We start from the raw sequence: 12,694 nt of genomic DNA on the forward strand, positions 1-12,694 counted from the left end.
AGCTCAGCCCACCTTCGCCTCGACTTTCAAGGCTCGGGCGTAGACCACGCCCGAATTGGTGATGTGCGTGGTCATCAGCGCTTCGAACGCGGCATGCTCGCCGCGCGCGAACAGATCGAGCAGTGCGCGGTGCTCGTCGAATGACGTGCGGGTGCGCACGTCGATCGGCGAGGTCAAATTGGTGCGCAGCGCCGCGACGCGGCTGGCTGCGAGCTGGTAGGCTTCGACGAGGTAGCGGTTGCCGCAATGGGTGAACAGCGCCTCGTGGAAGGCGGCATCGGCCCGGCCATAGGCGATGTTGTCCCTCGCCTCGACCGCGGGCTCCATCGCCGCGATCGCGTCGGTCATGGCCGCGACCGCACCGTTGCGATCGTGATCGAACGCGAGCCCGGCGGCCTTGGGCTCCAGCGCGATCCTGAAAGTGCAGAGCGCAGTGATGTCCTCGTCGCTCGGCGTGAAGACAAAGCTGCCGACCTGCGGGCGGATCACCACGAGGCCCTGCGCCTGCAACTGGCCCATCGCCTCGCGCACCGGCGTGCGGCTGACGCCGAAGGAATTCGCCACCATCTCCTCGGAGATCGCAGCGCCGAGCGCGAATTCGCCGTCGATGATCGCCTGGCGCAGCCGCTGCATCACCCGCTGCGACAGCGATTTCGGCGTATCGAGCTTCAGCGATCGCATGGCTGCTCTCAGATCACCTTGCCGGGATTGAGCAGATGATCGGGATCGAGCGCGGCCTTCAGCGTCCGCATCAGCGCGATCTCGGGCTCGCTCCGGGCATGGCCCAGCCACTTCTTCTTCAGCGTGCCGATGCCGTGCTCGGCGGAGACGCTGCCGCCCATCTCGCGCACGAGACCGTAGATGATCGCGTCCATCTCCTCCTTCGGCTGCTGCGCGACGGCGAGCCCGGTGACCCAGGAGACGAGGTGCAGATTGCCGTCGCCGATATGGCCGTAATAGACGCTCTCGCAGCCCTTGATGCCGGAGGCCAACGCTGCCTTGCAGCGCGTGGCGAACTCGTCCATCCGCGCCACGGCGAGGCCGATGTCGTAGGAGATGTGCGGGCCCAGCACCTGGCCGAACTCGGCGCAGATGTCGCGTACGCGCCAGAAGGCCTGCGTCTGCGCCAGCGATTGCGCCACGGCGGCGTCGGCCAGCAGCCCGCGCTCCATCAGCTCTTCGAGCCAGCTTTGGAAGCGCGGCGCATCGACACTCTCGTCAGTCCCCTGCGCTTCCACCAGCACGTAAAGACCGTGACCCGCGGCGACCGGCGGCTTCACGCCGGCGCGTGTGGTGATCACGTCCCAATAATCCGGCCACATCACCTCGAACGCCGACAGCAGCGGGCCGAGCCCGCTGCGTGCGGCCCCGAGCAAGTCGATCACCGCCGCGTAATCCTTCAGCGCGCAGAGCGCCGCCATGGTCGAGCGCGGCTTCGGGAACAGCTTCAGCACCACGCGGGTGATGATGCCGAGCGTGCCTTCCGAGCCGATGAAGAGATGCTTCAAATCGTAGCCCGCATTGTTCTTCATCAGCTTGTTGAGATTGGTGATGATGGTGCCGTCAGGCAGAACCACCTCGAGGCCGAGCACCAGCTCGCGCGTCATGCCGTAGCGGATCACGCGGTTGCCGCCGGCATTGGTGGAGAGATTGCCGCCGATCGCGCAGGAGCCGCGCGAGCCGAGATCGAGCGGAAAGAAGAAGCCGGCTTCATCCGCGGCCTTCTGGATCGTCTCCAGCGGCGTGCCTGATTTCACCGTCATCGTCATCGAGGCGCGATCGATCTCCTCGATGCCGGTCATGCGCTCCAGCGAGATCGCGACCCAGCCCGCTTCAGGCGAGGCGCCGCGGCACAGTCCGGTCAATCCGCCCTGCGGCACGAACGGCAGGTGCGCCTGCCGGCAGGTCGTAACCGCATCGGCCACGCCCTGCGCGTCGAGCGGACGGATCACCGCGCGCGGCGTCTGCGGCAGGCTCGCGCTCCAGTCGTTGCAATTGCGCGCCGGCACATCCGCGCCGATCAGCACGGCGGCCGCGCCGAGCTTGTCGCGCAAGGCGCCGAGCAATTGGTCGGGACGCTCCGCGGGGGTCACCATGTCCATGCAAGACCTCCTCAAAAATCCGGCCGCGACTGTCGCGCGCCTGCTGCGACAGGGATTTGCGTCCTTCTTGTATGTAAGGTACAAGGTAGAAAGTAAAGCAAAAACATGGCTCCGTTAGGCGAAAAAGATCGTTATGGATCAGTGACTTAGCGTGAGACCGCAGCAAAGGGTGGTGTGATGACGGAGGCAATTGGCGGGTTCTGGGTGGCGTCGGCGACACCGCTGGCGACCGACGGCAGCGTGGATTCTGCAAAGCTTGCGGCGCACGCCAAGCAGCTCTTCGCCAAAGGCGTCGATGGTGTCGTGCTGTTCGGCACCACCGGCGAGGGAACCTCGTTCAATGTCACCGAACGCGTCGCGACCATCGAGGCCATGCTCAAGGCCGGCGTTGCGCCGGAACGTATCGGAATCGGCGGCGGCTTTCCCGCCATCAGCGACAGCATCGCGTTGACGCGCGCCGTGCTCGGCCTCGGCCTGCGCCATGTGCTGCTGTTGCCGCCCTACTTCGATCGCAGCGTCACGCCCGAGGGTATCGAGGATGCCTTCGCGGCAATCATCGACGGCGTCGCCGACGATCGCCTGTGCGCCTATCTCTATCACATCCCGCAGATCTCCGGCGTCGCGATCCCGACTACGGTCGCCGCAAGCTTGCGCAAGCGTTACGGTAAGCTGGTTGCGGGCCTGAAAGACTCCAGTGGCGATTTCAAGCAGTTCCAGGCATTCCGCGCAGCCGCGCCGGAGCTTGCCATCACCGTCGGCAATGAAACCGACATCGCCCGCGCGATCGCCGGCGGCGGAGCCGGCACTATTTGCGGCATGGCCAATATCGCGCCGGAACTGGTCAAGGCGATGATCGACGGCAAGGATGTCGAAGTGCGCATGCAAGCCGCGGTCGACATCGTGGTGAAGTCACCATCCTTCCTCCCAACGCTCAAGGCGATCCTCGCGGCGCAGACCGGCGATGCAGGCTGGCTCCGTGTGCGCCCGCCGCTGCGCGCCCTGGCTGATGGGACGGCGCTCAAGCAGAAGCTGGACGAGTTGACGACTCCCGCCATCGCCTAGGCCGCCCTTCATTCGAGGCAATCGTCCGAGGTGGGGGCTGACATCGTGCGGACCGCCACGAGTGCGGCCGCAAAGCCGGCCGCGGCACCGACCCCGAGCGCCCAGCGTGGGCCCAGATTGTCCGCCACCCATCCGACGATCGGTGCACCGATGGGCGTGCCGCCAAGCGCCACCCCGAGGCGCAACGCCATCACGCGTCCCCTCATCCTCGGTTCGGTCGAGAGTTGCATCAGGCTGTTCGACGTATTGGTGACCGTGAGGGCGGCCACGCCGATCACGACCAGCGCGCCCGCGAACAGCCAGTAGCTGGGTGCAAGCGCGGCCAGCGTGCAGCCCGCCCCAAAAGTCGCGGCCCCCAGCAGCAGCGAGACGAACCGCGGCTCGGCGCGCCCCGCGGCCAGCAATGCGCCGGAGATGGTGCCGATCGCCATCGTCGACGACAGCAGGCCAAAGCCGCGCGCATCGGTGTGGAAAACGGTGACCGCCATGGTCGAGATGAAGATCGGGAAGTTCAGCCCGAACGTGCCGATCAGGAACAGCATGATCATGATCGCCCTGAGATCCGCGCGCGCCCAGACGTAGCGAAAGCCCTCGGTCATGCCGCCCTTGGCCCGCTGAGCCCGCGCGTTTGGGCGAAGCTCCGAGGCGCGCAGCAGAGAGAGTGAGCCAAGCACCGCCATGAAGGATGCGGCGTTGATCAGGAACGCCCATCCGGTGCCGATCGAGGCGATGACGATCCCGGCGATTGCGGGCCCGATCATCCGTGCGGCGTTGAAAGACGTCGAGTTCAGCGCGATGGCGTTGGAGAGGTCGCCGTCGCCGACGAGCTCGGCCACGAATGTCTGGCGCACCGGGGCGTCGAAGGCGGCGGCACAGCCGAACAGGAAGGCGAATACGTAGACGTGCCAGAGCTCTACCTTGCCAGTGACGGTGAGAAGACCAAGGACCAGGGCCAGCACGCCCATCGTCGCCTGCGTCGCGATCAGAAGCCGTCGTTGGTTGAAATGGTCGGCCGCGAAACCCGTCCACGGCATCAGCAGAAGCTGCGGTCCGAACTGGAGCGCCATCACTACGCCGACAGCCGACGCATTGTGCCGTGTGAGCTCGGTGAGAACGAGCCAGTCCTGGGCGGCGCGCTGCATCCACGTTCCGGTATTGGACACCAGCGCGCCCGCAGCCCAGACGCGGTAATTGAAGTTGCGCAGTGAGCGAAACGTGCCCGCGGCCGGCACGCTCACGAACCTGTCGGCGTGTTGCCGCCGTGGAACCGGCCGAAGTGTCGCGCGCAAAACAGGCTGAGGAGCAGGGCGCCAAGTCCGAGCGCGCCGACGTCGCGCGTGTCCATCAGGGCAAACTCCCCGACACGACAGACGAGGAGATATCCGACGATCACGTTGAAGAAGCCCCAGAACACGTTGACCGTCGACGAGGATAGCCCTTCTCCGCGCGGCTGCGCGAATGGGCTTTGGAACGGCTCGCCTCGCAGGCCGCTGACGAGATGCGGAATGGCGTTCGTCAGAAAGGCGCCGCCAAAGAAATAGGAAACCAGGTGAAGCCAATTCATGCCTGCGCGCTCCGTGTTGCCAGCAAGTCGATGATCGCTTGCGTCGAGCCGCTCTCGCCGAGCCGCGGAAAGACGCTTGCGATGCTGTAGTCGTGCGCCTCGCGACGCGGATCGGTCATCGCATCGGTGGCAAGGGTGACGTTGAAGCCCGCCTCGTAGGCCTGGCGCGCGGTGGACTCGACGCCGGTGCCGGTGGCGACGCCCGCAATGACGACCTGCGTGACGCCGCGCGATCGCAACTGGCTTTCGAGATCGGTGCTGGCGAATGCGCCCCATGTCCGCTTGGTCACGGCGATATCGCCGGGCTGTTGATCGAGCTCCGGAATGAGAGCGGTCCATCCGTCGGGAAACGGTCCGCCGGCACGCGGCCGCTCGGTGCGGCCCGGCGCTCCACCATCGACGTTGACCAGCGCGACCGGCAGGCGATGCCGCCGAAACGCAGCAGCCAGCGTGCTGGCACGCTCCACGACGTCGCCCACGGCATGGACGGAAGATGAGCCGACGATGCCGCGTTGCAGGTCAACGACAATGAGGGCAGTGATCGGGTCGAGCGTTGTGAGAGCCATGATGATGTCCTGTCCGCAAACGCAAGTTCCACGCCGCGGATGCTGCGGGGCCGCATCAATCGTCGACCAGTCGCTTGAGCAAGGCGACGGCGGCGGCCAGTTCGTCCTGCTCCCGCAATGAAAGCCGCGCCGAAATGGTGCGCGAGAGCCAGTCCTGACGGGCGGCGCGGCCGACCCGGATCCGGTCGCGGCACGCCTTGGTGAGCGACAGGATGGTCTGACGGCCGTCTTCCGGATCGGGGGCGCCGTTGACCAGGCCCGCGTCCAGAAGGACAGCGACCGCGGTGCTCATCGATTGCGGGCGCATCTTTTCCGATCGCGCCAGGCTCGACACCGTCGCGGGGCCATCCTTTTCCAGGCGCAGCAGCACGGATACCTGGGACGGCGTCAGTTCCTCGGGGCCTGTCTGCTCGCGAAGCCGGCGCTTCAGCTTCCCGACCAGCGAACGAAGGTCTTCTGCGAGCGCTCCGGCGCGCGCGGATGGGCGTTGGTCTGCGGAACTGATCATGCCGAACCGAGTATAGATATACAGGTAGTCTGTAAAGATTAACTGTACAGTTCGTCTGAACAAAAAGACGTGAGCGGGGAGCATCGCTTGCCGCAATCACGGCACGGACAAATCGTGGGAGATGCTGCGCGCCGCGGAATGATTGTGCGACAAGGCGTCGCGTCGCCGCGGGCCCGTTGACGCTGCCGCGCCGCCAGCGACACGTGGTCGGCATCGACAATGTGCAGACCTGCTCATTTTACAGGAGTTCCACTTGCGACACCCGATTCGTGCTCACGGAAGCATCGCAATCCGAGTCGACTCGTCGTCATGCAGCCGCGACCGCAATTAGAACGATTCAACACTAGAGCGATTCAAATCGTCGGTATGTTCTCTTCGTTCACAGCGGCTGCTAGACGCGCCAGCTTCAATGCTGTGTCTGACTTGGAAGTGAATCGAAAGTGCGTGCCTTTATGGATGGCCAGCGCGTCAGCGGCCACCGAACTCGTGCCGGCGGAAGCCGTGCAGGTCTTCTCATCGGAGCAGCCGTGCTGCTCGCCGAATGCCCCTCCAGCACGACGACCGCACAGGCGCAATCGGCGCTGCCGCCGGTGACGGTGGAGGCGCCGGCGCAGCGGCCGAGGCCGGCGCGCGCATCGGAGCAGTCTTCACGCCGCACGCAGACCGCCGCGCGCCGCCAGCCCAGCCGCAATCCCGCACCCGCAGCACCGACGCCGTCGGAGCGCGCCGCGGCTGAAGCCGCCGCACAGCAAGCCGCCAAGCTCGGCTACCGCGCGATGCCGAGCGCGACCACGCTGCGCAGTGGTGCCTCGCCGCTCAATACCTCGCAGGCGGTCAACGTCGTGCCCGAACAGGTGTTGAAGGACCAGCTCCCGCGCAACATCGACGATGCGCTCATCAATGTCTCCGGCATCACCCAGACCAACACGCTTGCCGGCAGCCAGGACGCGGTGATCCGCCGCGGCTTCGGCGACAACCGCGACGGCTCGATCATGCGCAATGGCATGCCGCTGGTGCAGGGCCGTAGCTTCAATCCCGCGGTCGAAAGCGTCGAGGTGCTGAAGGGACCGGCCTCGCTGCTCTACGGCATCATGGACCCCGGCGGCATCGTCAACACCATCAGCAAGCGGCCCGAGCTCTATCAGCACGGCTCGGTCACGCTGCTCGGCTCCGCTTTCAGTGCCTCCAAAACCGGTGCTGACGGCCTGCTCGATGTCACTGGTCCGATCGGCGACCAGGGCCTTGCCTATCGCTTCATCGGCTACGGCGTTAGCGAGGATTACTGGCGCAATTTCGGCCGTCACCGCGAGATGCTGGTGGCGCCGTCACTGGCCTGGTACGGCCAGGATACCACGGTGCAGCTCAACTACGAGCACCGCGAGTTCATCTATCCGTTCGATCGCGGTACAGCGTTCAATCCGGTGACGAAAGCTCCGCTGGCGGTTCCCGCAACTCGCCGGCTCGACGAGCCCTTCAACAACACATGGGGCACGTCGGATCTGATCCAAGCGTCGGTCGAGCATCGCTTCAATCAGGACTGGAAGCTCTACGCCGGCTACAGCTATAATACCGAAACCTTCAGCGCCAACCAGCTCCGCATCACCGGCATCAACTTCACGACCGGCGCCGAGACGCGCAGCAATGATGGCACGGGGAGTTCGCTCAGCAATGTCAGCTACGGAACTTCCTACATTTCCGGCGGCTTCTGGCTGGGCAACATGCGCAATGACGTCGTGTTCGGTGGCGACGGTCAGTATCGCACCATCTACCGAGACACTTTGATCCGGCAGTCAACTCCGGCCTTCAATGTCTACAACCCCGTCTACGGGTTGATCGGGCCGGGGACGACGCCGTCAAATTCCGACAGTGCCCAGACCGACAAGCTCGGCCAGTGGTCGCTGTTCTTCCAGGACACGTTGCATCTCACCGAACGCTTCGCGCTGGTCGGCGGTGTGCGCTACATGGACTACGACCAGATCGCCGGTCGCGGGAAACCTTTCGTCACCAACACCAATGTGTCCCAGGACAAGGTGCTTCCGCTTGGCGGCGCCATTTTCAAGCTCACCGACGAAATCTCGCTCTATGCGAGCTACACCCAATCGCTGAAGCCGAATTCGACCATTGCGCCGATCGGCGTCGTGATCGACTCCAATGTCGCGCCGGAAGAAGGCGTGTCATACGAAACTGGCGTCAAGTTCGATCTGAACAAGCGTATCTCCGGCACGCTGGCGCTCTACGACCTGGACAAGAAGAACGTACAGACGACGAAGACGAACAGTGCAGGCGTAGTGGAACTCCACACCGTTGGCCGCGCCCGCTCGCGTGGCGTCGAGTTGGACGTCACCGGCAGGCTCACCGACAGCTGGGCGCTGATTGGCAGCTATGGCTATACTGACGCTCGCGTGACGGCATCCGAGGATCTGACGTTGCTCGGCAAGAAGCTCCAGAACGTCGCCCTGAACACCGCATCGCTCTATCTGGTCTACGACTTCGGCACCGCATTGCCCGGCCAGCTTCGCCTCGGCGGCGGCGCGCGCTATGTCGGCGACCGCCCCGGCGATTCGACCAATACCTTCTTCTTGCCGTCCTACGTGGTCGCCGATATTTTTGCGACCTATGAGACGAAATACCAGAACACGCCGGTGATCTATCAGTTCAACGTCAAGAATCTGTTCGACACCGTCTACTATCCCTCCGCCGTCAACAATCTGAACGTCGCGATCGGCGACGCGCGCCGGGTGTCGCTGTCGGCAACGGTGAAGTTCTAGCGATGGCCGTGCGGCACACCCACGCTGGTTTGCCGATCGGGCCGATCATGAAGGCCGACTGCGATGAGTAGGGCAGGGCAGACCATCAAGTCCGTCCTGCTCCAGGTCCATTCCATCGCGGGCCTCGTGCTCGCGCTGCTGATCGCCCTGATCGCGCTGACCGGCGCGATCATGAGTTTCGAGGACGAGATCGTCGATCATCTCAACGCCGGCATCATGCGGGTTGCACTGCGTCAGACGCCAGCGCTGATGCCGGACGAACTGGTGGCTCGGTTGAAGGCGGGGCAGGACCTCGGCAAGGTTTCGGCCGTCATGCTGTCGAGCGACCCCGCTGCCGCCGTGCGCGTCCGTTTCGCGCGCGACGAGCAGGGCACGCGGCCGAATTCGCTCTATGTCGATCCCTATGACGCGCACGTGCTCGGTGCGCCGCGCGGCGAAGAGTTTTTCGCGACCGTCCGCAAGCTGCATCGCTGGCTGCTCATCCCCGGCGATGCCAAGGGATGGGGCCGCCAGATCACCGGCGTCGCCGCGCTCGGGCTGATCGTCATGCTGGTCTCGGGCCTTGTGCTGCGCTGGCCGCGTCGTGGGGGCAGCGTGAAGATATGGCTGAAGCCCAATCTCGGGCTCAGCGGACGCGGGCTGCACCGGTCGCTGCATGCCGTCATCGGCACCTGGGTCCTTCCGGTCTATCTGGTGATGACGCTCACCGGACTCTGGTATTCGTTCGACTGGTACAAGGACGGCGTCGTCTGGCTGCTGTCGCGTCCAGAGGTCACTGCTGCGAAGATGCAGCCCAAGATGCCTGCAAAGACGTCGCGCGCATCCGCCGGATCTGACTCGGTCCAGCCGGTCGGATTCGATCAGGCATGGACGACGTTCCGGCGCGAGGAGGGTGACCGCTTCTCCAGGGCCTTGCTGACGCTCCCGGCCGGACAGGGTACGGCGATCCGGATCCGTTCGTGGGGGAAGGACGCGACGCTCGATACCACGCGCGACGAATTCCGCATCGATGCGGTGACCGGCCAGCTGGTGTCCGCGGAGCGCTATGCCGACAAGACGTTCGGCGAGAAGATCATCGCAAACCTGCTCGACATCCACCGCGGCGCCGTCCTGGGCTGGCCCGGCAAGCTCGTGTTCATGATGGCCGCGGCGCTGATGCCGCTGTTCGCGGTCACCGGCATCCTGCTCTATCTATCGCGTCGCAGGTTGCGGCGCCCGGTACGGCCGCCGCTCGGGCGACTCGTTCCGGGCGAGTGATTGCAAACGGCCCGGCCGACGGCCCATTGCGCTCGGCAGTCCATCACAGCGGTTGCAGACAAGCTTATGCCGCGGCGACAAGAAACGCTTGTCGGCGGCTTCGCGAAATGGCATCGATTCAGATGGTGCACGCTGAAGTGGTGGGGCCTGATGGCGCGATCCGAACGAGACGAGCTTGAAGAAACAGCATTACCGGCAGTCCTCGTGAGGCGTAGCGACTTGCCCGTGCCGCTCACTCATCCGGCGCGAAGTTTCTTTGGCGGACTTCCCAGGCTTCCACCGCAGTTCGAGTGGCCTGTGGCTGACGTCACGGCGGACGTGACGCCAGAGACTGTGGCTCTCACCTTCGTCGCCCAGATCGACTTGGCCGAAGTGCCTGGTGCCGGTTGGTCGCCGCTTCCGAAGCAGGGCACACTCTATTTCTTCTGCAGCTCGGTGTTTGTTGGTGTAGGGCATCCACCTTGCCGCGTCCTCTATAGTCCGACCGATGGCGGTGCGTATCCAGACCGTGCTCCACCACCAAATCTCATGCCATTGGCGGGTGCTGGTGGAGACGCTCAGGTCAGGTGGCTCGATCCCGCGCTCGATTTTCATTCCAAGGTCGAATTCAAGTACCCGCTTTCATTCCTGCCATTCCGTGACTTTTACTTCGACGGGGATCCCACTGGAGGCGAACTCATGATCGAAGAATTGTGCAAGGCGTTGGGTCCGGGTGAGCCGCAGCAAAGTGATCTGCTTGAGTTCCGGGCAGTGGCCGAATACGAGAAAGACGAGGATTGGCCCTTCAACTGGCTCTTGATCACCTATGTGGTCCGCTCAATCTTGCTGCATGCTCAGCGCGATCTGACCCCTGGAACCTATTACACGCCGCCCACCGGCGACGCGGGTGCGGAATTGAAGCGCTTACGCGCCGGCGCGATCGGTTGGCTGGAACGTTGCCGAGCACTGACACCAATGGACGGCGTCGATCCCGAGGTAAAAACGGCCTTCAGATCTTGGTGGATCGATGTCATGCGGGCCTATGAGAAGATGAAGGAACAGGTTGCCACATATCCGTTCATTTTGGGGGCGGATCTGGGGCATGTCATCAACCACACGATCCGTTGCATGGCGACCCAGGATGACGATGCGTCCGAGGATGCTCCTCTCCGCTATGTTGCGAATCTTGAGCGGCAGAACCACTGGAAGACGCCAACCGTGAAAGACGGGCAACGCCGGCATTTTGAAACGGCACTTCATCAGATGCTGGGATATGGCAGTGGTCCGCAAGATGCGACGGAGGTGCATCTTGAAGACATGTTGTTGCTCCAGGTGCAAGGCGATCCTGCCTTTTTCAATTGGCATTCCAACACCGGGTGTGCGCTTCATTTCTGGATCGACCGGGATGCACTCACCCAACTCGATTTTTCGCGCGTTACTGCCACATATGAATGCGACTAGGGCGATGCCCGCGCAGTAGGGCGACGGCGCTGTTGCCAGGTATGACTAGTCAACGCCGCGACAATGGTTCAAAAGCTTCTGGTCCCCTCAAGGTTTCCGCCATGAAGCTTCCGACCGTCACTCCCGCCGATATCCGCCGCGCGCTGCTGCTGCGCGAGGAGATTGCACTGCTCGATCTCAGATACGAGGCCGCCTTCGCCACCGGCCATCCCCTGTTCGCGGCGAACATGGCCGCGGACCGGATCGCAATCGAGGCCGAGGTCAGACTGCCGCGCAAGGACGTGGCGGTCGTGCTGTATGATGACGGTGAGGGGCTTGTTGCGCTGGGCGCCGAGCGGCTTGCAGCTCTCGGCTATACCAATATCAGTGCGCTCGAAGGCGATCTGAAGGCCTGGCGCGCTGCCGGCTATCAGGTGTTCGAGGACGTCAACTCCTATTCGAAAGCGTTCGGTGAGCTGGTCGAGTCGCGGCGGCACACGCCCTCGTTCAGCGCCGACGAGGTTGCGAAACTCATCGCGGACAAGGCCAACATCGCCATCCTCGACGTCCGCCGCTTCGACGAATACGCGACCATGAACATTCCGGGCTCGGTCAGCGTGCCCGGCGCGGAGCTGGTGCTGCGGGCAGGCCAGGCCGCGCCCGATCCCGACACCACCATCATCGTCAATTGCGCCGGGCGTACGCGCTCGATCATCGGCACCCAGTCGCTGATCAATGCCGGCGTGCCAAACAAGGTGCGGGCACTGCGCAACGGCACCATCGGCTGGACGCTGGCGCGGCATGCGCTCAACCACGGCGCCGACCGGCGCGGCGCGATCGGGCCGTTCAAAGGCGGTCCGGCCAATGCCCGCGACGTCGCCTATCGCGCCGGTGTGCGCCACATTGGGGCGCGCGAAGCCGCCGCGCTTGCGGCGGATGTCGACCGCACGCTCTACCGCTTCGACGTGCGCGAGGCGGAAGAATATGCGGCCGGTCATCTCCCGGGCTTCCGGCACTATCCGGGCGGTCAGCTCGTGCAGGAGACCGACATGGCCGCGCCCGTGCGCGGCGCGCGGATTCTCCTGACCGACGACAAGGGCGTCCGCGCCGACATGACGGCATCCTGGCTCGCGCAGATGGGTTGGGAGGTCCATGTGCTCGAGGGCGGCTATGACGGCGCGCTCGAGGTCGGTCCGCCGCTCGTGCTGCCCAGACCCGATCCGGCCCACCGCTACCGCCGGCCCTACGAAGGTACCGACGTCGCCGAACGCGCGATGCAAGCCTATCTCGATTGGGAATACGGCCTCGTCGAGCAGCTCCGTCTCGACGGCACGCACGGGTTTTATGTGATTTGACGGGGCTGATGGCGTCATAGCGCCTATCCTCGCGCCATCTTGTTCCCGTATCCGACCCCTATTGTGCTGGGCCTCCCCCGCGGTCTATGAGAC

At 64.4% G+C, this 12,694-nt stretch carries 11 protein-coding genes; 5 read left to right on the plus strand and 6 right to left on the minus strand.

Annotated elements, in window-relative coordinates; all coding sequences use genetic code 11:
- Nucleotides 1-3: 3 nt before the first annotated feature.
- Together AC1RUR_RS33875 and AC1RUR_RS33880 are read right to left on the minus strand one after the other, a co-directional pair.
- Nucleotides 4-681, minus strand: a complete 678-nt coding sequence (locus tag AC1RUR_RS33875; protein WP_492852188.1) for a GntR family transcriptional regulator — start codon at nucleotides 679-681, stop codon at nucleotides 4-6.
- A gap of 8 nt (nucleotides 682-689) precedes the next feature.
- A complete protein-coding gene (locus tag AC1RUR_RS33880) occupies nucleotides 690-2,102 on the minus strand; it encodes an FAD-binding oxidoreductase (RefSeq protein ID WP_492852190.1) in 1,413 nt (470 codons plus the stop codon).
- 177 nt (nucleotides 2,103-2,279) lie between these two features.
- Here AC1RUR_RS33880 and AC1RUR_RS33885 point away from each other — a divergent pair, with 177 nt between their 5' ends.
- Nucleotides 2,280-3,164 (plus strand): dihydrodipicolinate synthase family protein, encoded by an 885-nt coding sequence (locus AC1RUR_RS33885; protein ID WP_492852192.1) that lies wholly within the window; start codon nucleotides 2,280-2,282, stop codon nucleotides 3,162-3,164.
- A gap of 8 nt (nucleotides 3,165-3,172) precedes the next feature.
- On the opposite strand, the gene AC1RUR_RS33890 is transcribed toward AC1RUR_RS33885, so the two are convergent.
- Genes AC1RUR_RS33890 through AC1RUR_RS33905 form a run of 4 tightly spaced genes read right to left on the minus strand, consistent with a single transcriptional unit; the run spans nucleotide 3,173 to nucleotide 5,802 of the window.
- Nucleotides 3,173-4,402: an MFS transporter gene (locus AC1RUR_RS33890; protein ID WP_492852194.1), complete on the minus strand. Its 1,230-nt coding sequence runs from the start codon at nucleotides 4,400-4,402 to the stop codon at nucleotides 3,173-3,175.
- Nucleotides 4,399-4,728 (minus strand): hypothetical protein, encoded by a 330-nt coding sequence (locus AC1RUR_RS33895; RefSeq protein WP_492852196.1) that lies wholly within the window; start codon nucleotides 4,726-4,728, stop codon nucleotides 4,399-4,401. Before AC1RUR_RS33895 ends, AC1RUR_RS33890 begins: the two co-directional genes overlap by 4 nt.
- Complete coding sequence (locus AC1RUR_RS33900) at nucleotides 4,725-5,294, minus strand: isochorismatase family protein (protein WP_492825859.1); 570 nt, start codon at nucleotides 5,292-5,294, stop codon at nucleotides 4,725-4,727. The genes AC1RUR_RS33895 and AC1RUR_RS33900 overlap by 4 nt, the downstream gene beginning before the upstream one ends.
- 55 nt (nucleotides 5,295-5,349) lie before the next feature.
- Nucleotides 5,350-5,802: a MarR family winged helix-turn-helix transcriptional regulator gene (locus AC1RUR_RS33905; RefSeq protein ID WP_492852198.1), complete on the minus strand. Its 453-nt coding sequence runs from the start codon at nucleotides 5,800-5,802 to the stop codon at nucleotides 5,350-5,352.
- 452 nt (nucleotides 5,803-6,254) lie between these two features.
- On the opposite strand from AC1RUR_RS33905, the gene AC1RUR_RS33910 reads away from it, so the two are divergent.
- The 4 genes from AC1RUR_RS33910 (at nucleotide 6,255) to AC1RUR_RS33925 (ending at nucleotide 12,601) form a co-directional block, all read left to right on the plus strand.
- Nucleotides 6,255-8,570, plus strand: coding sequence for a TonB-dependent siderophore receptor (locus AC1RUR_RS33910; protein ID WP_492852361.1), 2,316 nt, complete (start codon nucleotides 6,255-6,257; stop codon nucleotides 8,568-8,570).
- A 63-nt stretch (nucleotides 8,571-8,633) separates the two neighbouring features.
- Entirely contained in the window at nucleotides 8,634-9,827 is a 1,194-nt protein-coding gene (locus AC1RUR_RS33915; RefSeq protein ID WP_492852200.1) for a PepSY-associated TM helix domain-containing protein, read from the plus strand.
- A gap of 150 nt (nucleotides 9,828-9,977) precedes the next feature.
- Nucleotides 9,978-11,267: a DUF1963 domain-containing protein gene (locus AC1RUR_RS33920; protein ID WP_492852202.1), complete on the plus strand. Its 1,290-nt coding sequence runs from the start codon at nucleotides 9,978-9,980 to the stop codon at nucleotides 11,265-11,267.
- A 101-nt stretch (nucleotides 11,268-11,368) separates the two neighbouring features.
- On the plus strand, nucleotides 11,369-12,601 hold the full coding sequence (locus tag AC1RUR_RS33925) for a rhodanese-like domain-containing protein (RefSeq protein ID WP_492852204.1): 1,233 nt from the start codon (nucleotides 11,369-11,371) through the stop codon (nucleotides 12,599-12,601).
- Nucleotides 12,602-12,694 lie beyond the last annotated feature (93 nt).

This window comes from Bradyrhizobium sp. GW821-FHT12B03 (genome assembly GCF_058807535.1).